Annotated in this window: 27 protein-coding genes; 17 read left to right on the forward strand and 10 right to left on the reverse strand. The window is 70.5% G+C overall.

Going from position 1 to position 23,273, the window contains the following annotated elements; genetic code table 11:
* Nucleotides 1-72: 72 nt before the first annotated feature.
* The 3 genes from rpsA to aroA all read right to left on the reverse strand — a co-directional run bounded on the left by rpsA (nucleotide 73) and on the right by aroA (nucleotide 3,969).
* Entirely contained in the window at nucleotides 73-1,791 is a 1,719-nt protein-coding gene (rpsA, locus tag KHU32_RS03565; RefSeq protein WP_213668650.1) for a 30S ribosomal protein S1, read from the reverse strand.
* 196 nt (nucleotides 1,792-1,987) lie between these two features.
* Entirely contained in the window at nucleotides 1,988-2,617 is a 630-nt protein-coding gene (gene cmk / locus KHU32_RS03570; protein ID WP_213668651.1) for a (d)CMP kinase, read from the reverse strand.
* 2 nt (nucleotides 2,618-2,619) lie between these two features.
* Entirely contained in the window at nucleotides 2,620-3,969 is a 1,350-nt protein-coding gene (aroA, locus tag KHU32_RS03575) for a 3-phosphoshikimate 1-carboxyvinyltransferase (protein ID WP_213668652.1), read from the reverse strand.
* An 81-nt stretch (nucleotides 3,970-4,050) separates the two neighbouring features.
* Here aroA and KHU32_RS03580 point away from each other — a divergent pair, with 81 nt between their 5' ends.
* The 10 genes from KHU32_RS03580 (at nucleotide 4,051) to KHU32_RS03625 (ending at nucleotide 12,885) form a co-directional block, all read left to right on the forward strand.
* Nucleotides 4,051-4,377 carry a TIGR02300 family protein gene (locus KHU32_RS03580; RefSeq protein WP_213668653.1) on the forward strand — a complete coding sequence of 109 codons (327 nt, stop codon included), beginning with the start codon at nucleotides 4,051-4,053 and terminating at the stop codon, nucleotides 4,375-4,377.
* A gap of 168 nt (nucleotides 4,378-4,545) precedes the next feature.
* On the forward strand, nucleotides 4,546-5,067 hold the full coding sequence (locus KHU32_RS03585) for an invasion associated locus B family protein (RefSeq protein WP_213668654.1): 522 nt from the start codon (nucleotides 4,546-4,548) through the stop codon (nucleotides 5,065-5,067).
* Nucleotides 5,064-6,266 (forward strand): 23S rRNA (adenine(2503)-C(2))-methyltransferase RlmN, encoded by a 1,203-nt coding sequence (gene rlmN / locus KHU32_RS03590; protein ID WP_213668655.1) that lies wholly within the window; start codon nucleotides 5,064-5,066, stop codon nucleotides 6,264-6,266. The genes KHU32_RS03585 and rlmN overlap by 4 nt, the downstream gene beginning before the upstream one ends.
* A 73-nt stretch (nucleotides 6,267-6,339) precedes the next feature.
* Complete coding sequence (locus KHU32_RS03595) at nucleotides 6,340-7,515, forward strand: MFS transporter (protein WP_213668656.1); 1,176 nt, start codon at nucleotides 6,340-6,342, stop codon at nucleotides 7,513-7,515.
* Between the two features lie 149 nt (nucleotides 7,516-7,664).
* Nucleotides 7,665-8,900, forward strand: a complete 1,236-nt coding sequence (locus KHU32_RS03600; protein WP_213668657.1) for an argininosuccinate synthase — start codon at nucleotides 7,665-7,667, stop codon at nucleotides 8,898-8,900.
* A 216-nt stretch (nucleotides 8,901-9,116) separates the two neighbouring features.
* Nucleotides 9,117-9,740, forward strand: a complete 624-nt coding sequence (locus tag KHU32_RS03605; RefSeq protein WP_213668658.1) for an FMN-binding negative transcriptional regulator — start codon at nucleotides 9,117-9,119, stop codon at nucleotides 9,738-9,740.
* Between the two features lie 5 nt (nucleotides 9,741-9,745).
* Nucleotides 9,746-10,507 (forward strand): short-chain dehydrogenase/reductase, encoded by a 762-nt coding sequence (locus KHU32_RS03610; protein WP_213668659.1) that lies wholly within the window; start codon nucleotides 9,746-9,748, stop codon nucleotides 10,505-10,507.
* 63 nt (nucleotides 10,508-10,570) lie between these two features.
* Nucleotides 10,571-11,323: an SDR family NAD(P)-dependent oxidoreductase gene (locus KHU32_RS03615; protein WP_213668660.1), complete on the forward strand. Its 753-nt coding sequence runs from the start codon at nucleotides 10,571-10,573 to the stop codon at nucleotides 11,321-11,323.
* Nucleotides 11,324-11,555: 232 nt separating this feature from the next.
* Complete coding sequence (locus tag KHU32_RS03620) at nucleotides 11,556-12,023, forward strand: carboxymuconolactone decarboxylase family protein (protein WP_213668661.1); 468 nt, start codon at nucleotides 11,556-11,558, stop codon at nucleotides 12,021-12,023.
* The gene (locus KHU32_RS03625; RefSeq protein WP_347265502.1) at nucleotides 12,010-12,885 is read left to right on the forward strand and encodes a sigma-70 family RNA polymerase sigma factor; all 876 of its coding nucleotides are present in this window, start codon (nucleotides 12,010-12,012) and stop codon (nucleotides 12,883-12,885) included. Before KHU32_RS03620 ends, KHU32_RS03625 begins: the two co-directional genes overlap by 14 nt.
* A 28-nt stretch (nucleotides 12,886-12,913) precedes the next feature.
* Here the strand turns inward: KHU32_RS03625 and KHU32_RS03630 are convergent, their stop codons facing one another.
* The gene (locus tag KHU32_RS03630; protein WP_213668663.1) at nucleotides 12,914-13,204 is read right to left on the reverse strand and encodes a YbaN family protein; all 291 of its coding nucleotides are present in this window, start codon (nucleotides 13,202-13,204) and stop codon (nucleotides 12,914-12,916) included.
* A gap of 214 nt (nucleotides 13,205-13,418) precedes the next feature.
* On the opposite strand from KHU32_RS03630, the gene KHU32_RS03635 reads away from it, so the two are divergent.
* The 4 genes from KHU32_RS03635 (at nucleotide 13,419) to KHU32_RS03650 (ending at nucleotide 16,227) form a co-directional block, all read left to right on the forward strand.
* Nucleotides 13,419-14,249, forward strand: coding sequence for a DMT family transporter (locus KHU32_RS03635; RefSeq protein ID WP_213668664.1), 831 nt, complete (start codon nucleotides 13,419-13,421; stop codon nucleotides 14,247-14,249).
* 94 nt (nucleotides 14,250-14,343) lie between these two features.
* A complete protein-coding gene (locus KHU32_RS03640; protein ID WP_213668665.1) occupies nucleotides 14,344-15,474 on the forward strand; it encodes a M20/M25/M40 family metallo-hydrolase in 1,131 nt (376 codons plus the stop codon).
* A 120-nt stretch (nucleotides 15,475-15,594) separates the two neighbouring features.
* On the forward strand, nucleotides 15,595-15,864 hold the full coding sequence (locus tag KHU32_RS03645; protein ID WP_213668666.1) for a hypothetical protein: 270 nt from the start codon (nucleotides 15,595-15,597) through the stop codon (nucleotides 15,862-15,864).
* 84 nt (nucleotides 15,865-15,948) lie between these two features.
* Nucleotides 15,949-16,227 carry a hypothetical protein gene (locus tag KHU32_RS03650; RefSeq protein WP_213668667.1) on the forward strand — a complete coding sequence of 93 codons (279 nt, stop codon included), beginning with the start codon at nucleotides 15,949-15,951 and terminating at the stop codon, nucleotides 16,225-16,227.
* Here the strand turns inward: KHU32_RS03650 and KHU32_RS03655 are convergent.
* Nucleotides 16,205-17,182: a TAXI family TRAP transporter solute-binding subunit gene (locus KHU32_RS03655; RefSeq protein ID WP_213668668.1), complete on the reverse strand. Its 978-nt coding sequence runs from the start codon at nucleotides 17,180-17,182 to the stop codon at nucleotides 16,205-16,207. The two genes, KHU32_RS03650 and KHU32_RS03655, sit on opposite strands and share 23 nt — an antisense overlap.
* A gap of 76 nt (nucleotides 17,183-17,258) precedes the next feature.
* Between KHU32_RS03655 and KHU32_RS03660 the strand changes: the two genes are divergently transcribed.
* Nucleotides 17,259-18,713, forward strand: coding sequence for a M81 family metallopeptidase (locus KHU32_RS03660; protein WP_213668669.1), 1,455 nt, complete (start codon nucleotides 17,259-17,261; stop codon nucleotides 18,711-18,713).
* A complete protein-coding gene (locus KHU32_RS03665) occupies nucleotides 18,710-19,165 on the forward strand; it encodes a GNAT family N-acetyltransferase (protein ID WP_213668670.1) in 456 nt (151 codons plus the stop codon). Before KHU32_RS03660 ends, KHU32_RS03665 begins: the two co-directional genes overlap by 4 nt.
* Before the next feature lie 71 nt (nucleotides 19,166-19,236).
* Here the strand turns inward: KHU32_RS03665 and KHU32_RS03670 are convergent, their stop codons facing one another.
* Nucleotides 19,237-19,764 carry a TetR/AcrR family transcriptional regulator gene (locus tag KHU32_RS03670; RefSeq protein WP_213668671.1) on the reverse strand — a complete coding sequence of 176 codons (528 nt, stop codon included), beginning with the start codon at nucleotides 19,762-19,764 and terminating at the stop codon, nucleotides 19,237-19,239.
* A gap of 52 nt (nucleotides 19,765-19,816) precedes the next feature.
* Here KHU32_RS03670 and KHU32_RS03675 point away from each other — a divergent pair, with 52 nt between their 5' ends.
* On the forward strand, nucleotides 19,817-20,179 hold the full coding sequence (locus KHU32_RS03675; protein ID WP_213668672.1) for a DUF2306 domain-containing protein: 363 nt from the start codon (nucleotides 19,817-19,819) through the stop codon (nucleotides 20,177-20,179).
* Between the two features lie 12 nt (nucleotides 20,180-20,191).
* On the opposite strand, the gene KHU32_RS03680 is transcribed toward KHU32_RS03675, so the two are convergent.
* From KHU32_RS03680 to KHU32_RS03695, 4 genes are all read right to left on the reverse strand, one after another.
* The gene (locus KHU32_RS03680) at nucleotides 20,192-20,653 is read right to left on the reverse strand and encodes a 23S rRNA (pseudouridine(1915)-N(3))-methyltransferase RlmH (protein ID WP_213668673.1); all 462 of its coding nucleotides are present in this window, start codon (nucleotides 20,651-20,653) and stop codon (nucleotides 20,192-20,194) included.
* 67 nt (nucleotides 20,654-20,720) lie between these two features.
* Nucleotides 20,721-21,767 (reverse strand): ribosome silencing factor, encoded by a 1,047-nt coding sequence (gene rsfS, locus KHU32_RS03685; protein WP_213668674.1) that lies wholly within the window; start codon nucleotides 21,765-21,767, stop codon nucleotides 20,721-20,723.
* 12 nt (nucleotides 21,768-21,779) lie between these two features.
* On the reverse strand, nucleotides 21,780-22,415 hold the full coding sequence (locus tag KHU32_RS03690; RefSeq protein WP_249680534.1) for a nicotinate-nucleotide adenylyltransferase: 636 nt from the start codon (nucleotides 22,413-22,415) through the stop codon (nucleotides 21,780-21,782).
* Nucleotides 22,412-23,263 (reverse strand): 2-keto-4-pentenoate hydratase, encoded by an 852-nt coding sequence (locus KHU32_RS03695; RefSeq protein ID WP_213668675.1) that lies wholly within the window; start codon nucleotides 23,261-23,263, stop codon nucleotides 22,412-22,414. The genes KHU32_RS03690 and KHU32_RS03695 overlap by 4 nt, the downstream gene beginning before the upstream one ends.
* Nucleotides 23,264-23,273 lie beyond the last annotated feature (10 nt).

Genomic DNA, 23,273 nt, shown 5'->3' on the forward strand with positions numbered 1-23,273 from the left:
CAAAAAAGGGGCGCACCCAGCCGGGCGCGCCCCTCATTTGAGTCCGGCCGGCCGAAGCCGGCGCGGAAACTCCTACTCCTCGCCGGCCATCTCGCGGCGGCGGCGGATCGCCGCGCCGAGGATGTCGCCCAGCGACGCGCCGGAGTCGGCCGTGCCGTACTCCTTCACGGCCTCGCGCTCCTCCTCGATCTCCTTGCCCTTCACGGTCAGGGAGAGGCGGCGGGCAGCGCGGTCCACGGCGGTGATCTTCGCATCGACCTTCTCGCCGATGGCGAACTTGTCGGGGCGCTGATCCTGGCGGTCACGCGCCAGTTCCGCACGGCGGATGAAGCCGGTCAGCACGTCGTTGACCTTCACCTCGATCCCGTTGGTCTCGATCTTGGTGACGGTGCAGGTGACGATGTCGCCCTTCTTCACGTTGTCCAGCACCTCGGCGGCCGGATCGGCCTCGAGCTGCTTGATGCCCAGCGAAATGCGCTCCTTCTCGACGTCGACGTCGAGAACCTTCGCCTTCACCGTATCGCCCTTCTTGTAGTTGGCGATCGCCTGCTCGCCCGACAGGTCCCAGCTCAGATCGGAGAGGTGGACCATGCCGTCCACATCCGGGCCGACGCCGATGAACAGGCCGAACTCGGTGATGTTGCGGATCTCGCCCTCGATCTCGCTGCCCAGCGGATGATCCTGCAGGAAGACCTCCCACGGATTGCCCTGGGCCTGCTTGAGGCCGAGCGAGATGCGGCGCTTCGGCTCGTCCACGTCCAGGATCAGCACGTCCACCTGCTCGGAGGTCGCGACGATCTTGCCCGGGTGGACGTTCTTCTTCGTCCAGGACATCTCGCTGACGTGCACGAGGCCCTCGACGCCCGGCTCCAGCTCCACGAAGGCGCCGTAGTCGGTGATGTTGGTCACGCGGCCGGAGAACTTGGCGTTCACCGGGTACTTCAGCGCGACGCCATCCCACGGATCGGACATCAGCTGCTTCATGCCGAGGCTGATGCGCTGCGTGTCGCTGTTGAAGCGGATGACCTGCACCTTCACGGCCTGACCGATCGTCAGGGCCTCGCTCGGGTGGTTGATGCGGCGCCAGGCGATGTCGGTGACGTGCAGCAGGCCGTCCACGCCGCCCAGGTCCACGAAGGCGCCGTAGTCGGTGATGTTCTTGACCACGCCATCGAGCACCATGCCTTCCTTGAGGCCCTGTACGAGCTCGGCGCGCTGCTCGGCGCGGGTCTCTTCCAGCACCGCACGGCGGCTGACGACGATGTTGCCGCGCGCCCGATCCATCTTCAGGATCTGGAAGGGCTGCGACTGGCCCATCAGCGGGCCGACGTCACGGACGGGGCGGATGTCGACCTGGCTGCCGGGCAGGAAGGCGACGGCGCCGCCGAGGTCGACGGTGAAGCCACCCTTCACGCGGCCGAACAGCACGCCGTTCACGCGCTGGTTGGCGGCAAAGGCCTTCTCGAGGTTGGTCCAGGCCTCTTCGCGGCGAGCCTTCTCGCGCGACAGGACGATGGCGCCTTCCTTGTCCTCGTAGCGCTCCACGAAGAGATCGACGACGTCGCCGGGCTTGATCTCGGGCTTGGCGCCGGCCGGGGCGAATTCCTTGAGGGGGACGCGGCCTTCGCTCTTGAGGCCCACGTCCACGACGGCGAAGTCATCATCGATGCGGATGATCTTGCCGGACACGACGGAGCCGGCGAAGCCGGTGTTGGCGCCCAGCATCTCGTCGAGAAGCGTGGCGAAGTCTTCGGAGCCGCCGCGCGCGGCGGGGCTGGTGGCAGATGCCATGTGGCGATTTTGTCCTGAGTCGAGCACGGGGCGAAGGCCCCGTATTCCGGGTCTTGCGCCATCTCCCGGGGTCCGGGCGATCACGTCTTGCGGAAGCATCCGCCGCTGTTTGGCGCGCGTACGGTCCGCGCCGATCCGGCCACAGTGCTGTGACGAGCGTTACATCTGCCCTGAAGGCCGCATCGTCAAGCGGAAATCACTTGCTTTGTAAGGATTCCACGATTCGCACGGCCTCGGCGAAGGCCTGCTCGGCATCCAGCTCGGTCGTGTCGAGCAGCACGGCGTCCTTCGCGGGGGCCAGCGGCGCGACGTCGCGCGCCGCATCCCGGGCATCGCGCGCCGCCATCTCGGCCGCGACTTCCTCGAGGCTCGGCGCCGCGCCGCGCGCGGCGAGCTCGGCATGGCGCCGGCGGGCGCGCTCGGCCGCGCTGGCGGTCACGAAGAGCTTCACGCGGGCTTCGGGGAAGACCACGGTGCCGATGTCCCGCCCATCCAGCACGGCGCCCTTCGCCGCGCCGAAGCCGCGCTGGAAGTCGAGCAGCGCCGCGCGGACGGCGGGAATCGCCGCCACCTTGCTGGCGGCGGCATCGGCGGGCGGGTTGCGCAGGTCGGTCCGGGTGAAATCCGCCGGGTCCAGGGCGCGGGCCGCACGCTCGGCGGCCGCTGGGTCCGCCGGGTCGGCGCCCTCGTCGAGCACGCGGCGCCCCGTCGCGCGGTACAGCAGGCCGGTGTCGAGATAGGGCAGGCCGAAATGCGCCGCGAGGCGGCGCGCCAGCGTGCCCTTGCCCGCCGCCGCCGGCCCGTCGACGGCGATCACCAGAGCCATGCTCACACAGGGACCATGAGATCTGCGCCGAGGGCAGCGTGCATCAGCGGCAGGAAGTTGGGGAAGCTGGTCGCGATGAAGCTGCCATCGTCGATGGAGAGCGGCGTGCGGCAGGCCAGGCCCAGCACCAGCGCGCTCATCGCCATGCGGTGGTCCATCTCCGTCGCCACCACGCCGCCGCCCGGGGGCGGGCCGCCGCAGCCATGGACCAGCAGGTCGTCGCCCTCGATATCGCAGCGCACGCCGGCCGCGCGCAGCAGCTCGGCCGTGCCGGTCAGGCGATCGCTCTCCTTCACGCGCAGCTCGGCCAGGCCGCGGAAACGGCTGGTCCCGGTGGCGCAGGCGGCCGCCACGGCGAGGATCGGGTATTCGTCGATCATGCTCGGCGCCCGCTCCGGCGGGACGTCGACGGCACGCAGCGCGGTGAATTCCGCGACCAGGTCGCCCACCGGCTCGCCGCCTTCCAGGCGCGGGGAGCCGACCTCGAGCTTCGCGCCCATCTCGCGCAGCGAATCGAAGAGGCCGGTGCGCAGCGGGTTGAGGCCGACATTGTCGATCACCAGGCGGGAGCCCGGCACGATCAGCGCGGCCACGAGGAAGAAGGCCGCCGAGGAGGGGTCGCCCGGCACGTTCACGGCGGCGGCGCGCAGCTCGGGCTGGCCCGTCAGCTCGATGACGCGTCCATGGCCGCGAACCTCGACCTGCACCTTCGCGCCGAAATGGCGGAGCATGTTCTCGGAATGGTCGCGAGTCGCTTCCGGCTCGACGACCCGGGTGATGCCGGGGGCGCTGAGGCCGGCCAGCAGGCAGGCGCTCTTCACCTGGGCCGAGGCGACGGGCAGCGTGTAGTCCAGCGGCAGCGGGTTGCGCGCGCCCTCGATGGCCAGCGGCAGCCGCCCGCCCTCGCGGGAGAGGAATCGCGCCCCGCAGGCCGCCAACGGGTCGGTGACGCGCTTCATCGGCCGGCCGCGGAGGCTGGCATCGCCGGTCATGACCGAAAAGAACGGGTGCCCGGCCAGCAGGCCGCAGATCAGCCGGGCGGCCGTGCCCGAATTGCCCATGTCCAGCACGTCGGCCGGCTCGGTCAGGCCGCCGAGGCCCCGACCGGCCACGCGCCAGCGCCCGGGGGCGAGATGATCCACCGTCGCGCCCAGGAGGCGCATGGCCGCAGCGGTGCGCAGGACGTCCTCGCCCTCCAGCAGGCCCTCGATCTCGGTGGTGCCGATGGCCAGGGCGCCGAACATCAGCGAGCGATGACTGATCGACTTGTCGCCGGGCACCTTGAGGCGGCCGGAGAGGCCCCGGGGGGCCGGGCTGGAGCGTAAGGGGGTGGGATCAGAAGCGTGCGACATGACAACCCGGTTTGACACCGACGCGCGGCCCGTGGCAATGCGCGCCGCTGCCCAACGGGGCAGAAGGAATCAGAGGGCTCCATGGCAAAGCCTGAACTCGGTTTGAAGCGCACCTGCGTGGCCTGCGGCGCGAAGTTCTATGATATGGCCAAGCAGCCGGCCGTTTGTCCGAAATGCGGCACGGAGCAGCCGGCTGAGCAGCCGCGCCCCCGTCGCTCGGCCAATATCCTCCCTGACGACAAGCTGAAGAAGCGCGCCGCCGCGGAGACGGAGGCCGATGCCGACGACGTCGAGCTGGAGGATGTCGAGGCCGATGCCGGCGTCGAGGATGCCGACGAGCTCGAGGACGAGGACGAGGCCATCGCCGACGAGATCGAGGTCGAGACCGACCACGAGGAAGAGAGCTAGCTTCGAAGCTCTCGGTACCGGGCGCGCTTCGCGCCCGGTCTCGCCGCGTCGCCGGACCACCGGGCGATGACCTCGGCGGTTTCGACTCTCCGTGCTCCCGCCGGAGTCCGGGCAGACCTGCGCCGGTCTGCGGTTGCGGTGCAGGCCCGTCACCCGTATCTAGCGGTGATGCGCGGTCTTGCCCTTGCCTCCCTGCTGATCCTCGCCGCTCCCGCCGCCCAGGCGCAGCGGAGCGCGCCGACAGCCGCCCGTCCTGCCCAGCTCGGCTCCTTCCAGGCCTGGACCGCCGCGACCCATGTCGAGGGCAACGCCAAGGTCTGCTACGCCTTCACCCGCGCGCGCACCATCGAGGGCGTGCCGGGGCGCGAGCGCAACAACGTCATGCTCGTCGTCACGCACCGCGCCGGCAGCCGCGACCAGGTGGCATTCCGGGTCGGCTACGCCTTCCCCCGCAATGCCGAGGCCAAGCTCTTCGTCGGCGCGACCGAGCTGCCCTTCTACACCTCGGGCGACACGGCCTTCGCGCGCGACGGCCGCGCGGTCGTGGCCGCGCTGCGCGGCGGGCGTGAGGCGCTGGGCCGCGGCCCGGGCCCCAATGGGCGCGGACAGGCGACAGACACCTTCGGCCTCAACGGCTTCACCGCCGCCTATGACGCCATTTCGCGCGAATGCCCGGCACCCCGCAGATGAACAAGGCCTTCCCACCCGCCAACCGGGTCGCCCAGCCGATCGACGGGCTGACCGAGGCGGAGCGGACGCGCATCCTCGCCAAATCCGCGATCTTCTCGCCGCCCGCGATGACGGACGAGGAAGGCCGCCGTGACCTCGTCGGCCTGACGCGCGAGCAGCTGGCCGAGGAGATGCTCGCGATCGGCGAGAAGCCCTTCCGGGCGAAGCAGCTCTGGCACTGGATCTACCACCAGGGCGTGCGTGACTTCTCGGTGATGAACACCATCGCGAAGCCGCTCCAGCTGCGACTCGCGGAACGCTTCACCATCGGCCGCCCCAGCGTCACCACAGAGCAGACCAGCACCGACGGCACGCGCAAGTGGCTGTTCAAGTGGCGGGACGGCCAGGAGGTCGAGACCGTCTACATCCCCGAGGACGATCGCGGGGCGCTGTGCATCTCGACGCAGGTGGGCTGCACGCTCAGCTGCTCCTTCTGCCACACCGGCACCCAGAAGCTGGTGCGCAACCTCGGCACCGCCGAGATCGTCGGCCAGTTCATGGCCGCGCGCGACAGCTACGGCGAATGGCCGACGCCCAAGGGCGAGGAAGGCCGGCGCGTCTCCAACATCGTCGTGATGGGCATGGGCGAGCCGCTCTATAATTACGAGGCGACGGCCCGCGCGCTGAATATCGTGATGGACCATGAGGGCATCGCCCTCTCCCGCCGGCGGATCACGCTCAGCACCTCCGGCGTCGTGCCCATGATGGACAAGTGCGGCGAGGAGCTGGGCGTGAACCTGGCCGTCTCGCTGCACGCCGTCCGCGACGACCTGCGCGACGAGCTCGTGCCGCTGAACCGGAAATACCCGATCGCCGAGCTTCTGGCGGCCTGCAAGCGCTATCCCGGCGCCTCCAACGCGCGGCGCATCACCTTCGAATATGTGATGCTGCGCGGCGTGAACGACAGCGAGGCCGAGGCGCATGAGCTGGTGCGCCTGCTGCGCGACCTGCCGGCCAAGGTGAACCTGATCCCGTTCAACCCCTGGCCCGGCAGCGCCTACCAGACCTCGACACCCGAGGCCGTGCGGCGCTTTGCCGCCATCCTGAACGATGCGGGCTATTCCAGCCCCATCCGCCGGCCGCGCGGGCGCGACATCCTCGCCGCCTGCGGCCAGCTCAAGACCGAAAGCGAGCGCGCGCGGCGCAGCACCGCCGCGTGAGCGGCGGGTCTTCCCCCGGGGCGGCGACGCCCCGTCCGGAACCCCATCTTCCCCTTCCCCACCGAGAATCCGAATGACCGAAGGCCGCGCCGGCACTCCTCCGCAGGTCGCCATTTGGCTCCTGTCGCTCGCGGCCTTCGGCTCGGCGGCCGGCATGCGGATCATGGACCCGCTGATGCCGCTGGTCGCCGCGGATTTCGGCGTCACCGTCTCGAACGTCGCGGTCATCGTGGCCGTCTTCATGCTCTTCTACGGCAGCGGCCAGGTGGCGACGGGCCCGCTCGGTGACAGACTGGGCAAGCTCCGCGTCGTGGCGGTAGCGCTGGTGCTCTTCGGCATCCTCACCCTGCTGGCCGAATTCGCGACGAACGTCATGCAGCTGGCCATGCTGCGCGCGGCCAGTGGGCTGGTGGCGGGCGCCGTCATCCCCCTGCTGCTGGCCCATATCGGCGACACGGTGCCCTATGCGGACCGGCAGGCCGTGATCGGCCAGTTCCTCATCGGCAATGTGATGGCGCAGCTGATGACGGGCCCGATCTCGGGCGTGATCGGTCAGCATTTCGGCTGGCAGGCCAGCTATCTCGCCTTCGGGGCCTTCACCCTGACGGTGGGCGCGGTGATGGCCGCGCTGCTGGGCCCACGCATGCTGCAGGCCCCGCCCGCCGGGCCGGCCGGGCAGAGCGGGCTGATGGCCTATGCGAAGATCCTGAAGAACCCGTCCGCGCGGCGGCTGATGTTCGCGGCCTTCCTGGACGGCGCGCTGCTCTTCGGCGGCGCCTTCCCCTTCATCGCCTCCTACCTGATCGAGGATTTCTCGCTCGCCGCCGGCGAGGCCGGGCTGATCGTGGCCTTCTTCGGCGTGGGCGCCATCTTCTACACGCGCCTGGCACGGCGAATGGTGAAGCGCTTCGGCGAGCGCGGACTGCTGCTGGGCGGCGGGCTCGGCCTCGCGGCCGGGCTGGGCGTGACCGCGGTGGCGCCAGCCTGGGGCGTGGTGCTGACCATGCAGCTGGTGCTGGGCTTCTGCTTCTACAGTTTCCACGGGGTGCTGCAGGCGCGGGCGACGGAAGCGCTGCCGGAGGCGCGGGGGACCTCGGTCTCCTGCTTCGCGATGTCGCTCTTCCTGGGCCAGACGGCGGGGTCGCTGGTCTTCGCCGGGGTGATCGCCGGCGGCGGCTATCGCATGTGCTTCGGACTGGCGGCGGCGGGAATGGTGGTCTTCGCCTTCTGGATGCGGGGCGTGAAGTAGCGCCTTCCACGCGACTCCCGGGCGCCGGGCCTCACGGGCCGTCATGAAATTCACCGGGAAGGCCTGCCCCGGGCACCCCCGGGGTTGCGGGCGCCCCGATCCGCTGGCATCCCAAGGCCTCTCTGCCAAATCCCCGAAAGGTGTCGGACATGCGGGTCAAAGATGTGAAAAAGGTCGTGCTGGCCTATTCCGGTGGGCTCGACACCTCGGTCATCCTGAAGTGGCTGCAGACCACCTATCAGTGCGAGGTCGTGACCTTCACCGCCGATCTCGGCCAGGGCGAGGAGCTGGGCCCGGCCCGCGAGAAGGCGCTGCTGCTCGGCATCAAGCCCGAGAACATCTTCATCGACGACCTGCGCGAGACCTTCGTGAAGGACTTCGTCTTCCCGATGTTCCGCGCGAACACGGTCTATGAGGGCCAGTACCTGCTGGGCACCTCCATCGCCCGCCCGCTGATCGCCCAGCGCCAGATCGAGATCGCCGAGCAGGTCGGCGCCGACGCCGTGTCCCATGGCGCGACCGGCAAGGGCAACGACCAGGTCCGCTTCGAGATCGGCTACTACTCGCTGAAGCCCGACGTGAAGATCATCGCCCCCTGGCGCGAATGGGACCTGACCAGCCGCACCCGGCTGATCGAGTTCGCCGAGCAGAACCAGATCCCCATCGCCAAGGACAAGCGCGGCGAGGCGCCCTTCTCCGTCGACGCGAACATGCTGCACAGCAGCTCCGAGGGTAAGATCCTCGAGGAGCCCTGGGACGCGCCGGACGAGATCGTCTGGCAGCGCACGATCAGCCCGATGGACGCGCCCGACGTCGCGACCGAGATCACCATCGACTTCAAGAACGGCGACGCCGTCGGCATCAACGGCGAGGCGCTGAGCCCGGCCACCCTGCTGACCCGGCTGAACGAGCTCGGCAAGGCCAACGGCATCGGCCGCCTCGACCTGGTCGAGAACCGCTTCGTCGGCATGAAGAGCCGCGGCTGCTACGAGACGCCGGGCGGCACCATCCTGCTGCAGGCGCACCGCGCGATCGAGAGCATCACGCTCGACCGCGAGGCCGCGCACCTGAAGGACAGCGTGATGCCGCGCTACGCCGAGGTCATCTACAACGGCTTCTGGTTCTCGCCGGAGCGCCGGATGCTGCAGGCGCTGATCGACGCCAGCCAGGCGAGCGTGGAGGGCACGGTCCGCCTGAAGCTCTACAAGGGCAATGTGATCGTGACCGGCCGCAAGTCGCCCCACAGCCTCTACTCGATGAAGCACGTCACCTTCGACGAGGACCAGGGCGCCTACGACCAGTTCGACGCGCAGGGCTTCATCAAGCTGAACGCGCTGCGCCTGCGCCTCGGCGCCATGGCGGGCCGCAAGGGCGGCACGCTCTAAGGTCACATCGAGGGGCGCTGCCCCTCGAGCATCCCGCCAAGAAACTCAGTTTCTTGGCTCTTCGATAAGTCACGGTCCAGGGACGAAAAGTCCCTGGCGGGAAGGTTTGAGAGGGCAACGCCCTCTCATCCCAATGGCGCTGTCCGACCGCGCGCCGGCGAGCTAGGCTCGACCAGGCCGACCGCCCGTCGCGGCCGGCTTCGTCGAGGTTTCGCCATGCCGGTCTACAATCCCCCCGCCTTCCGGGAAGATCGTCCCGAGGTCCTGCTGCGCCTGATGCAGCAATCCGGGCTCTGCCTGCTGGTCAGCAATGGCCGCTCCGGCGTGCCGGACATCACCCACCTTCCCCTCCAGACGAACGGCAAAATCGTCGTGGGCCACATGGCCCGCGCCAATCCGCACTGGAAAGCCCTGCGCGAGGCCGGCCGCGCCATCGCCGTCTTTCCGGGGCCGGATGGCTATATCTCGCCCAACTCCTACCCCTCCAAGGCCGAGAACCACCGCGCGGTGCCCACCTGGAACTACGAGACCGTGCATGCCGAGGGGCCCATCGAGATCGTCGAGGACGCGGGCAGGCTGCGCGACATCGTCACCGCCCTGACGGACCAGCACGAGGCCGGAAGCGCCACGCCCTGGTCCGTCAGCGACGCGCCGGCGGATTACCTCGCCAGCCAGCTCAAGGGCATCGTCGGCGTGGTGCTGACCGTTGAAACCCTCACCGGAAAGCGCAAACTCTCCCAAAACCGCAACGAGGCGGATCGCGAGGGCGCGAGGATCGGGCTCGGCGGACAAAACGAAGCGCTGGTCCAGGCCATGCTTCGCAGCAGGGACGGGGACTGAACAGCATGGACATGGAGCTGACGGGCAAGCGCGTGGTGATCACCGGCGCTTCCAAGGGCATCGGCTATGCCTGCGCCGAGGCCTTCGCCACCGAGGGCTGCGACGTGGTGATCGCGGCGCGTGCGCCTGAGGAAGCGGCCGCTGCGCTGCGCGGGAAGTACCAGGTGCGCATCGAGGCCCTGGCGCTCGACCTCTCGAAGCCGGCCGACCGCGTCCGGCTCCATGCCGCCACGCAGGGCGCGGATATCCTGGTGAACAATGCCGGCGCTATCCCTTCCGGCAGTCTCGACGTGCTGGACATGGAGACCTGGGAGCAGGCCTGGCAGCTCAAGGTCTTCGGCTACTTCCACCTCACCAAGCTCTTCCTCGCGGATATGCGGGCGCGCAAGTCCGGCGTGATCGTGAACGTGGTCGGCATGGCGGGCCGCGCCTGGCGGCACAACTACATCGCCGGCACCGCGGGGAATGCGGCAATCATCGCCTTCACCTCGGCCGTGGGCGGCGAGGCGCAGGCGGATGGCGTGCGCGTCTTCGGCATCAACCCGGCCGGTACGCGCACCGAGCGCATGGTGACCATGGCCCGCCAGCGCGCGCAGGTGACGCTGGGCGACGCCGAGCGCTGGGAGGAGATGCTGACCGGCATGCCCCTCGGCCGGCCCATCGAACCGCGCGAGATTGCGGAGCTCGCCGTCTTCGGCGCCTCGCCGCGCGGTGGTTATATCGCAGGCACCGTGATCGACGTGGATGGCGGCGGCTGGTTCAAGTGACCCGGGTTGCCCGACCTCGGCCTTGAAGAGCACTCTCCGCGCCAGGAAATGGAGAGGATGCTCATGGAGCTCAGGGGTTCGGTCGCGCTCGTCACGGGCGGCAATGGCGGTCTGGGGCAGCGCATCTGCCACGCGCTGGCCAAGGAAGGCGTGCATGTCGCCGTCATGTACGCGCAGAGCAAGGATCAGGCGGAATCCGTCGCGCGCGAACTGGCCGCGACCTACCAGGTGAACGCGGCCGCCTTCGGCTGCGACATCACCGACGGCGCGGCGGTCGAGAAGCTGGTCGCCGACGTGACGGCGCGCTTCGGCCGTCTCGACATCCTGATCAACGACGCGGCCTTCAACAAATCCGTCCCCTTCCAGGACCTCGACGGCCTGTCGATGGAGCTGTGGGACAAGATCATGGCCGTGAACCTCACGGGCCCGATGCGGCTGACCAAGGCGGTGGCGCCCATCATGAAGGCGCAGGGTCACGGGCGGATCGTGAACATCTCCTCCGTCGCGGGGCTGGGGCCGACTGGCTCCTCCATCGCCTATGCCATCTCCAAGGCGGGGGTGATCCACCTGACTAAGTGCATGGCCGTGGCGCTGGCGCCGGAGACGCTGGTGAACTGCGTGGCGCCTGGCCTGCTCGAAGGCACGCGCGCGACGGCGAATCTGCGGCCGGAGCAGGTGGAGCGCTCGGCCGCCAGCTCGCTGCTGGGCAAGCCGGCCGACAAGGACGACTGCGCCGACATGGTGGTGACCATGTGCCGCACGACGACGATGACGGGGCAGACCATCGTCATCGATTCAGGTCGCACTTTTCATTGATGCTGTTGCGAGAGGGCGCTGCCCTCTCGCACTCACCCGCCAGGGACTTTGGTCCCTGGCCCCTAACTCGAAGAAATTATTCATCGGAGATGCAAGAACCTGAGGTTCTTGCCGGGGAGTTCGAGGGGCAGCGCCCCTCAACCCCGCAAAGAATTCCCGCGTCCCATGTCACATCCGTCCGCGCCACCTCGTCATGGAGGTGACCGTGCCCCTCGCACGGATGGAGACACCCATGACGCCTCGCCTGACCACCATCCCCGCCGACGCCGCGCCCCGGACCTACAAGGCCATGATGGGCCTCGCCGTCGCGGTCGCTAATTGCGGCCTCGAGCACAGCCTGCTGGAGCTGGTGAAGATCCGCGCCTCGCAGATCAACCGCTGCGCCTTCTGCATCCACATGCACGTGACCGACGCGCGCAAGATGGGCGAGACGGAGATGCGCATCTACATGCTCAATGCCTGGCGGGAATCGACCCTCTACACGGACCGCGAGCGCGCCGCCCTCGCCTGGACCGAGGCGCTGACGCTGATCGCCGAGACAGGCGCGCCGGATGAGGACTACGCTCTCGTCAAAGCCCAGTTCACGGAGACCGAGCAGGTGAATCTCAGCTTCGCCATCGGCGCCATCAACACCTGGAACCGCCTGCAGGTGGGCTTCCGCGTGCCGCATGCCGTGGAGAAGGCGAGTGAAGCCGCCTGACGCGCAGACCTCCGCGTTCGAGGCGCAGCGGCCGCGGCTGCTGCGCCTCGCCTACCGCATGCTCGGTTCCACGGCGGAGGCCGAGGACGTGGTCCAGGACGCCTGGCTCCGCTGGCGCCGCGTCGACCGGGAGAAGGTGCGCGAGCCCGCGGCCTTCCTCACCCGCACCGTCACGCGGCTCTGCCTAGACGCCATGAAGTCCGCCCGCGCCCGGCGCGAGAGCTATGTCGGCAGCTGGCTGCCCGAGCCGATCCTGGAGCCGGAGGAGGAGATCCGCCCTGACGAGCTGACGCTCACCCTCATGCTGGCGTTGGAGCGCCTTTCGCCGCTGGAGCGCGCGGCCTTCCTGCTGCACGACGTCTTCGGCGTGCCGCTGGACGAGGTCGCGGCCACGCTGAAGCGCGAGGCGGCCAGCACGCGGCAGCTCGCGGTGCGGGCGCGCCAGCATATCCGTGAGGCGCGGCCGCGCTTTCCCGTCCCGCGCGAGGAAGGCGACCGGATCGCCCAGGCCTTCTTCCGGGCCTCGCATGGCGGTGACATCGCCGCGCTGCGGAGCCTCTTGGCCGAGAATGTGGTCGTGCATGCGGATGGCGGCGGCAAGGTGCTGGCCTTTCGCAACCCGATCGTGGGGATGGAGAAGGTGCTGCGGATGTTCCAGGGGCTGGCGCGCAAGAGAAAGCCAGACTTCCTGATGCAGCCGGGATGGATCGACGGCCTGCCCGGCTATGTCAGCCGGGAGCGCGGCGTCCTGCAGACCACGGCGCTGGCGATCGAGGACGGCCTCGTCACCGCCGTCTACATCACCCGCAATCCGGACAAGCTGGCCGGGATCGCACGAACGATGGATGCCAGCCTCCATTGAGGTCGGGTTCAGCCGCGCGGCTGGCGCGTCAGCCGGGCGGCGTGCGGGAGATCCAGCCGCGCGCCTTGTCGATCTGCCGGTTGCCCCAATCCATGGCCTTCTGCTCGCGCGCCTCGATGGTGGGCAGCAGATGCGGCCAGCGCCGGTCCACCACGCCCACGCTGCGATAGGCCCAGGCATACTGGTCGCGCAGGATGAAGGTGCCGAGCACGACGAAGATCGCGCCAGGCAGGATCGGCAGGATGATGCCGACCGGGCCCAGCGCCAGGCAGCCGATGCCGATGGCCTTGCGTCGACGGCAGGGGCGGAACTCCATCATCCCGGAAACATGGATATAAGTTTACCTTCATTCAAGGGTAAATGACGCTCTGGAGGCGCGATCTTCACAGGGCACGGGTCATTTCGCCCCGGGCCATCGTCCCCTAGGCTGCCCGGATGCCGGCCATGAGGAACCCGCCCAACAAGGATGCGCCCGTGCCTCGCCGCGCCGCCTGCCCTTGAAGCCATCCGCCCCGCCCACCGCCTCTTTGGGCATGATGCTCATGGTCGGCGCGATGTTCGTCTTCGGCACGCAGGACGCGCTGTCGCGCTACCTGGCCGAGACCTATTCCGTGCTCGGCGTCCTGCTCATCCGCTACTGGTTCTTCGCGGGCTTCGTCATGGTGCGCGCCGTCCGCGCGCCCGGCGGCATCCGCCAGGTGGTGCGCAGCAAGCGGCCCTTCCTCCAGTCCCTGCGCGGCGTGATGCTCGTGCTGCAGGTCTGGATGATGGTGAAATCCTTCACCCTGATCGGCCTGGTCGAGGCGCATGCCATCTTCGCCTGCTACCCGCTGCTGATCGCGGCGCTGGCCGGCCCCGTCCTGGGGGAGCGCGTGTCGCTGCGGCGCTGGCTCGCGATCGGCGCGGGGGCGGTGGGCGTGCTGCTCATCCTGCGGCCCGGCGCGGGGCTCTTCGCGCCGGCCTCGCTGCTGGTGCTGCTGGCCGCGCTGAACTTCGCGGCCTACGGCCTGCTCACGCGCGTGGTCGGCCTGCACGACGCGCCGGAGACGAGCTTCTTCTACACCGGCATCGCGGGCGCCGTGGCCATCACCCTGCCCGGTCCCTGGATCTGGACGCCCATCGCCATGCACGACTGGTTCTGGATGGGGCTGCTCTGCCTCTCCGGCTCGATGGGGCATTACCTGCTGATCCGCGCCCTGGCGGTGTCGGAAGCCAGCCGGCTGCAGCCGCTGGCCTATTTCCAGCTGATCTTCGCCGCCGCCGCCGGCGTCATCGTCTTCGGCGAGCATCTCGCGCCGATGACGATGGCCGGCGCGGCGCTGGTGGTGGGCGCGGGCCTCTTCAACCTGCGTGCCTCGCGCTGAGCAGCGCGGTTTTGGCCCCGCGGTGTTGGCATCCAGGGCGAGCAGACGCATCCTGCGCCACCCGGCGATAACGCCCTGTCAGAATGAGGACTCCATGGAAGCCAAGCTCGACCTGCCCTTCGACACCGAGGAAATGCTCGCGGGCCTCCGCACCTGGGTGGAATGCGAAAGCCCGACGCATGATGCCGCCGCCGTGAACCGCATGATGGCGCTGGCCGGCCGGCACCTCGCCATCATGGGCGCGACCGTGGAGACCATTCCGGGCCGCATGGGCCTCGGCGACTGCGTGCGCGCCCGCTTCCCGCATCCGAGCAACGAGCCCGGCATCCTGGTGATGGCGCATCTCGACACGGTGCATCCCGTCGGCACGCTGCAGAACGGCCTGCATTTCCGCCGCGAGGGCGATAAGGCCTATGGCCCCGCCATCCAGGACATGAAGGGCGGCACCTACCTCGCCATCGAGGCCATCCGCCAGCTCGCCATCGCCGGCATCGCGACCTCCAAGCCCGTCACCGTGCTGCTGACCAGCGACGAGGAGATCGGCAGCCCCTCCACGCGTGACCTGATCGAGGCCGAGGCCGCGCGCCACTCCGTCGTGCTGGTGCCCGAGCCCGCGCGCCCCGACGGCGGCGTGGTCACCGGCCGCTACGCCATCGCGCGCTTCAACCTGCGCACCACCGGCCGCCCGAGCCATGCCGGCGCGCGCCTCGGCGAGGGCCGCAGCGCCATCCGCGAGATGGCCAAGCAGATCGTCGCCATCGAGGAGATGACGACCGACGCCTGCACCTTCTCCGTCGGCGTGATCCATGGCGGCCAGTGGGTGAACTGCGTCGCGACCCATTGCGATGCCGAGAGCCTCTCCATGGCCAAGCGCCAGGAGGATCTGGACGCGGCGGTGGAGCGGATGCTGTCGCTGAAGGCGAGCGGCAACGACGTCTCGCTCGAAGTGAAGCGCGGCGTGACGCGCCCGGTCTGGGAGCCGAACGGCAAGGTGCTCGCCCTCCATGCCCAGGCCGAATCCATCGCCAAGCGCATCGGCTTCGCGCTGCCGCACCAGTCGGCCGGCGGCGGGTCGGACGGCAATTTCACGGGCGCCATGGGCATCCCGACGCTGGACGGCCTCGGCATCGTCGGCGCGCTGGCGCACACGCTCGAGGAGCACGTCCAGATCAGCAGCATGGTGCCGCGCGCGAAGCTCCTGGCCGGCCTCCTGCAGACCGTCTGACCATCGGCGAGGCCGATCGGGGAGATAGATTCTCCGGCCTCACCGCGACCGCGTCGCGGGCGGTATTCCTTCTTCCGGCAGCGGGCCATGGGTTCGCCGCCGGGCAGAAGGATGACCGCCATGCGCCACCTCCGTTACGCCGCCCTGGCCTGGGCGCTGATGCTCGGCTCCCTCGTCGCGTGGCCCGCCGCGGCCCAGCAGGTCTCGGCCCAGGGCACCGTGTCCGGGCAGAACTGGCGCCGCACCCAGAACTTCGACGAGGCCGAGGCCCGGCGGCTGGAGAACAGCCCCCTGGCCCGCGACCGCGCCGCCCGGGCGGCCCGCCAGGCCCAGTTCAACCGCCCCTATAGCGGCCTGCCGATCCGGCCCGAAACACCACCGGCCCGCTGAGCGATACAATCTCCGGTCGGTGGCGCGCCCCCCATGCAACTCGCTAAGGGAGGAGGGTCCCGTCACCCTCACCAGGAGCCTCGCATGCGCGCCTTCGCCCTCACCGTCGCCCTCCTGGCCGGCGCCGCCGGCCCGGCCCTCGCCCAGGGCACGAGCGCCAGCGGCAGCGGCGCCATCCATGGCCAGAACTGGACCATGGGGCAGGATTTCAGCCAGCACCGGCAGACGGCGCCCACGCCCGGCACCCTGGCTGCCGACCGCGCCCTGCGCGCCGAGCGCCAGCGGCAGATGAGCCGGAATTTCGACGGCGTCGGCCGGCCCGTTGCCCAGATGCCCGTCCCTACGCCGGTTGGGGCGCGTTGAGGGCCACCCCCGCCTCGCGATAGAAGCGCGCCGCGCCCGGGTGGAAGGGCAGGACGCGGTTATTGGCCGCAGCCTCCTTCCGCGTCGTCGCCGCGACCTGGCCGATGTCCCGCGCCGGATCAGCCACCGTCAGCACCGCGCGGGTGATGGCATAGGCCGTCTCCTCCGGCAGGGCGCGGTTGGCGACGATGAAGTTCCAGGCCGCGAAGCTCTCGATCGGCGCCGTCTGGCCCGGATAGGTGCCCGGCGGCAGCGTCGTGGGCGCCAGCATCGGCAGGCGCTGCGTGACGCGGCCCACCACCTCCGCCCCCGGCCCGAAGACCACCCCGGGCGCGCGCGCCAGCGCCTCCAGGATGGAGGGGATGGGCACGATGGCGCCCTGCCACAGCGCGTCCATCCCGCCGCCCAGCAGGCCCTGCGTCATCTCGGCCGGGCTGCCGCTGACGATCTCGACCCGGATGCCGGCGGCCTCGGCCGCCGCGACCAGGAAGGTCTCGGCCGGGCCGCGCGCCGGGCCGGCGCCGACGCGCTTGCCATTCAGCTGGGCGAAGCCGGTGAGCCCGCTCGAGGTCAGGGCCGCGACCTGGAAGCTCGTCTCGTACATGGGCCAGAGCGCGCGGACATTGACATGACGCCGCCCGCCGGCCGCCGGCGTGCCCTGCACCGCATCCCAGGCCGAGCCAAGGAAGGCCGTGCCCAACGCATTCGCATGATCCTCCACGGCGGTCAGATTCTGCAGCGAACCGGTGCTGGCCTCGACCGTGGCGGTGATGCCCTGGCGCGAGAGCAGGGCGGCGATGGCATTGCCATAGGTCACAAAGGGGCTGCCCTGGCCCGCGGTGTAGATGGCCAGCGCCGGATGGGCCTGGTTCGTCCCCTGGGCACCCGCCCCCCGGGGGACCGCGCCCGCCGCAAGGCCAAGGGCGGGCACGGCGAGAAGGCTGCGACGCTGCATGGGTTCACTATCCTCAAGGGGCCATCGCGGATTAGATGCGAAACAGGCCTTCTTCTCCAAGGATCATTCGAGCCGCATGCCCCATATCGCCGTCGCCCGCCTGTGGTTCGAGGGGAACAGCTTCGCGCCCGAGCCGACCCCGCTCTCCGCCTTCCAGGGCCGGGAATGGGTGGCGGGGCAGGAGGCGCTGGACCGCTACCATGGCACCGCGACCGAGCTCGGCGCCGTCGATGCCTTCCTGGCCGAGCGGCCGGGCTGGACGGCCACGGTCCTGCGCTGCACGGCGGCGCAGCCCGGCGGCCCCATGGCGGACGAGGCCTATGACGCCTGGATCGCCGAGGTGGAGAACGGCCTCAGGGCCGGCAGTTTCGACGGCGTCTACCTCTCGCTGCACGGTGCCTGCCTGACGGAGAGCGACCCCGAGGCCGACCTCACCACCCTTCGCCGCGTGCGGGCCGTGATCGGCCCCCGGGTGAAGCTGGTCGCGAGCTTCGACTTCCACGGCAATATCTCGCCGCAGGTCGTGGGCCTGCTGGACGGCGCCTCGGTCTATCGCACCTACCCGCATGTCGACATGGACCGCGCGGCGCGGCGCGCCCTGGACCTGCTGGAGCACGGGCTCGGCGGCGGGGCGGTGCAGGGCTGCATCGTGAAGCTGCCGGTGGTGCTGCACTCCTTCCACATGCGCGACGCCGAGGGCCCGATGGCCGAGGTCTGGGCCGAGGCCCTGGCCGCCGAGAAGCGCCCCATCCTGGACGCCTCGCTCTTCGGCGGCTTCGCCTGGGGCGACACGCCGACGGCCGGCCCCTCCGCCATGGTCTGGGCGGAGGAGCACGCGCCCGCCCGCGCCCTGGCGCGGCGGCTGGCCAATGAGATCGAGGCGCGGCGGCCGCGTTTCGCCGTCAGCCTGCCCACGCCCGAGCAGGCCTTGCAGACGGCGCTGGCCGGGCCGCCCGGCCTCGTGGCCCTGCTCGACCCGGCGGACAATCCGCTTTCGGGCGGCGCGGCGGACACGCCGGGCCTGCTGCGCGTCCTGGTCGACGCGAAGCTCGGGGAGGAATGCGTCTACTGCTTCCTGCATGATCCCGAGGCGGTCGCGGCCGCGCAGGAAGCCGGGATCGGCGGCGCCTTCGCCCGCGACCTCGCCGGGCGCACCACGCCGGCCTTCGGGCCCCCGGTGCCCTTCGCCGGCACCGTCGAGGCCCTGACCAGCGGCCGCTTCCTCAACACCGGGCCGATGGAGCACGGCGCGCCGGTCGACCTGGGCCCCACGGCGCTGCTGCGCGCCGGCAAGCTGCGCGTGGTCGTGACCACCCGGAAGGAGGCGGCGGTTGACCCCGCCTTCTTCGCGCTGCACGGCATCGACCTCGCCCAGGTCCGGCTGCTGGCCAACAAGGCGAAGAACCATTTCCGGGCCGCCTTCGCGAGGCGCTGCAGCGCGATCGTGGAATGCGACGCGCCGGGGCCGGCGGCGCTGGACCTCTCCGCCCTGCCCTTCCGCCACGTGCCCGCAGCCTGGAGGACGGCATGATCCGCGACATCGAGGCCGCCGACCTGCCGGCCCTGCTCGTTCTCAACAATTCCGAGGCGGCGGCGGTGAACGAGCTCACCCTCGAGGAGCTCTCCGCGCAGGTCGCGGCCGCCGTCTCGGCCCGCATGATGGCGGATGGCTCCGGCTTTCTGGTGGCCTTCGGCGCCGAGACGCCCATCCAGGGTCCCAACCACGCCTGGTTCGTCACCCGCGGCGGCGACTTCGCCTATGTGGACCGCATCGTCGTGACGCCGGCGGCGCGCGGAAAGGGCGTGGCGCGCTCGCTCTACGAGGACCTCGCCGCGCGCGGCCTTCCGCTGGCTTGCGAAGTGAATGTCGAGCCGCCCAACCCGCAGGGCCAGGCTTTCCACGCAAAGCTGGGCTTCCTGCCGGTCGGCGAGGCGACGGACCCGCGCAACGGCAAGCGCGTGCGCTACCTGATGCGCGGCTGAGCTCGTCGCTAGAGCGTTTGTTCCCGAGCATCTTTACCCGATCAGATGATGCCATCTGATCGGGTGATGCTCTAGCAGATCAGCCGATCGATCAGCGCCTCCCGATCCTCCTCGGCCACCGCACCATCGAGCAGCAGATGGGCGAGGCCATGGACCATGCCCCAGTTGCGCAGCGCCTCGTCCCGGCTGCCCGCCGCGCCCTGCAGCGCCTCGAAGGCCCGGCCCGAAGCCTCATGCAGTTCGGGATGGCGTGGGGTGAGGCGCGCCAGCATCGGCCCGAACATCAGCCGGAAGCGTCCCGGCCGGGCGAGGGCGAAGCGGATATAAGCCCGGCCCAGCGCCACCAGCGCCTGGCCGGGCGCTCGCGCGGCGGCCTCGCCCAGCGCGCGGCCGAATTCGGAGAAACCCCGGACGGCGAGCTCGGCCAGCAGTGCATCCTTATCCGCGAAATGACGGTAGGCCGCCGTCGGCGTGACCCCCGCCATGCGCGCCGCCTCGCGCAGGCTGACCTCCCCGCCGGCATCGAGCAGCGTCTCGGCCGCCTCGATGAGCGCGGATCGCAGGTCGCCGTGGTGATAGGGCTTTTCCAATGTTGACACCAATCACATTCGGATTATGTTTACGATAGTAACATAGGCGGGACCCCGTGCCATGCCTCTTCTCCTTTATCTTCACCTCATCCTTGCGCTGGTAGCCCTCGGGCTTGTCCTCGCAGCCCTGGCCGCGCCAAAGAGGCCGGGCGCCCACCGGATCCTGGGGCGGCTGGCGGCGTCGGCGCTGGTGCTCACGGCCGTGACCTCCTTCGGCCTGCCGGCCTTCGGACATTTCTCCGCGCTGCACATCCTCTCGACCGTGACGCTGCTCTCCGTGCCCTATGCGGTCTGGCTCGTGCGGCAGGGCAAGGTCGCGGCGCATCGCCGCATCATGCTGATGAATGCGGGCGGTCTGCTCGTGGCGGGGATCTTCGCCGCGCTCCTGCCCGGGCGGGCGCTGCACGGCATGCTCTTCGGCTGAAGAGCCGGCGGCTCAGGGCCGCCAGGCGCGATGATAGGGGTGGTTGGTCCGGATGCACTGCGCCCGGAACAGCTGCTCGGCCAGCAGGGCGCGGACCAGCAGATGCGGCCAGGTCAGCGGCCCAAGCGAGAGGCGATGTTCCGCCCGGCGGGTGACGGTCTCGTCCAGCCCTTCGGCCCCGCCGATGGCGAAGCAGAGCGGACGCGCCGCCTCCTCCCAACGCGAGGTGAGGGCGGCCAGGGCCTCGCTGCTCGGCGCGGCACCGCCGAGGTCCAGCGCCACCAGGAGCGCATTCGCCGGCAGGGCCGCGAGGATCGAGGCCCCCTCCCGCCGCCGCAACTCGGCGGGGCTGCCGGTCGCGTCCGGCAGCTCCACCAAGTCGAGCGGCGGCCGCAGCCGGGCATTGTACTGGGCGAAAAGCGCGCCCTCGGCGCCGGACTTGAAGCGTCCGACTGCCAGCAGCCTCGCCTTCATGCGCGGCCGCCTCGCGGCGACCCCGCATGGGTCATCGTCCGGCGCACCAACATGCCAGGCCCGCGCGCTAGATCGGCGACTGTTCCCCGGGGCCCGACTCGCCCAGCGGGCTGTCCGGTCCCCACATCTTCTCCAGATCGAACTTGAGGCGCGATTCCGGCTTGAAGAGGTGGATGATGAGGTCGCCGGCGTCGATCAGGACCCAATCCTCGCTGCTCTGCACGGCGTCGCGGCGCAGCTTCAGCCCCGCCTCGCCGAGCGCGGCGTCGATATGGGTCGCCATCGCCTGGATCTGCCGCTCCACGAGGCCGGTCGCGATGATCAGGCGATCGGCGTAGCTGGCGCGCGTCGTGACGTCGAGGACGACGATGTCCTCGGCCTTGTCGTCCTCCAGGCTCTTGCGCGCGGCCTCGACCAGGCGCTCCAGCCGATCCGGATCGAGCTTGACGCGGGCGCGCTTGGAGGCGGGCTTCGCCTTGGACGCGGCCACCTTCGCAGGAGCTTCCTTCGCGGCGGCCGCCTTGGTCGTCGCCTTGGGCGCGGCGCGGACCGTCGCGGTGGTCCTCGGCGCGGGCTTGGCGGGGGCCGCGGCGGGCTTGGCGGCGGCACGCGTGCGCGTCGTCTTCACGGCGGGGTCGGCCGCAGCGCGCGTCCGGCTCGGCTTCGCCGCAGGCGCGGCGGCGGCGCGGGAACGGGCCGGCTTGGCCGCAGGCTCCGCCGCACGCGTCCGGCTGGACTTCGCGGCAGGCTCGGCGGCGCGAGCTCGGCTCGGCTTGGCTGCGGGTTCGGCAGCACGCGCCCGGCTCGGCTTCGCGGCCGGCTCAGCGGCGGCACGCGTCCGGGTTGGCTTCGCCTCGGGGGCGGCGGAAGCGCGGGCCCGGCTCGGCTTGGCTGCAGGTTCGACAGCGCGCGTCCGGGTCGGCTTCGCCGCAGGCTTGGCGGCGGCGCGCGTCGTCGGCGCGGCCGTGCGGGCGCGGGCCGGCTTGGCCTCGGCCTCGTCGGCGCTCCGCTTCGATGCCGGCTTCGCAGCCACGGCTCGCGCCGGGGCCTTGGCCGTGCTGCGGGCAGGCGCCTTGCGGGCCGGCTTCTTGGTCTCGTCAGGTGTCCGCGCCATGCGCTGGTCTTTCTATCCTCTGGAGGCCGCCCGGATCTGGGTGGCCGAGATGGCCCGCTCCGCCGCCGGCACGAAGCACCACGGTGCCCCTGCCGTCTCCCGCGAAGCAAGCAGGGAGGTCGCGCGGCGACGCCGGTGCCGCATCGCCGAAGCCGCACGGCCGCGCAATGCAGCCCGGCTGTAGCCCGGACGCGGCAGGACCGCCAGCGGCGTATGATGCGTCATCTGCCGCCAGCGCCGCCAGCGCGGAAGCTGGGTGAGGTTGTCCGCTCCCAGGATCAGCACGAATTCCGTCCGCGGAAAGCGCTGGCGCAGCAGTTCGAGGGTGCGGTGCGTGTAGCGCGAGCCGAGCTTCGCCTCGATGTCGGTCGCGATCACGCGCACGCCGTCGGCCACCCGCCTTGCGCTCTCCAGCCGCTCGGCGAAGGGCGCCATGCCCCGGGCGGGCTTCAGCGGATTGCCCGGCGAGACCATCAGCCACACCTGATCCAGCCGGAGCGAGCGCAGCGCCGCCCGCGCCACATGCGCATGGCCGTGATGGGCGGGGTTGAAGCTGCCGCCCAGCAGGCCGATGCGGCGCCGCCGGCGGTCCCCGAAGCGTCCTGGTGCGAAGCGTCCCGGTTCACGGCTTGGTCGTCCTGCGATCAATGCGTTCGGACGCTCACGTTGATCGGCTCGGACAGCAGGCCCTCATAGCGCACGGTGTAGGTGCGGCCTGCCTCCGCAGCCACGGCCGGCGAGAAACCGCCGAGCGAGATGTACTGCCCCGCCTGCATGCGCTGGCCGCGGCTCGCGAGGTCCTGCGCGAGCCAGGGGATCACGTTCAGCGGATGGCCGAGCAGCGCCGTCCCCGGCGCGCGCGCGATCTCCCGCTGATCGCTCGAGAGGGTCACCGTCATGGTGCCCAGCCGCGCGGCAAACTCGTCCGTCGCCTGGGCCGGGATCGGCTCGCCCACCACGCCCAGCCGGGCGCCGACATTGATGGCCAGCAGGTTCGGCCCATCCATGCCGGCGGAGAGCGCCAGGTCCGGCATCTCGATGAAGGGGATCACGAGGTCGATGGCCCGCAGCACCTCGATCGGCGTGCGCGCCTGGTTGATGGAATCGTCGCGCACGCGGACCAGCAGGTCGGCCTCGACATTCGGGACCGCGCCGAAGCGGGCCGGGACCTCGCCGCCCGAGCGCAGCGCGATGGTCCGCTGGAAGATCGTGCCCACCACCGGATGCGCGACGCCGAAGCGCTGCTGCGCCGCGGCGTTGGTGAGCCCGACCTTGTAGCCCACCGGCTGGCCGAGATGCGGCACCATCAGCGGCACCAGCTGGTCCTGCGCGCATTGCCCGTCGGCCAGGCTCGTCATTCCGGTCAGCGGCGGGGCGGGCGTATTGGCCAGGATGGACCGCGCCAGCCCCTGCACGGCCTCGGCCGAGGGACAGGCCGCGAGCGCGGGTCCGAAGGTCGCGAGGCTGGCCGCCGCGGCGAGAAGCAGGGTGCGCATGATCGTTCTC

The sequence above is a fragment of the Roseococcus pinisoli genome (genome assembly GCF_018413645.1).
GTDB classification, from domain to species: domain Bacteria; phylum Pseudomonadota; class Alphaproteobacteria; order Acetobacterales; family Acetobacteraceae; genus Roseococcus; species Roseococcus pinisoli.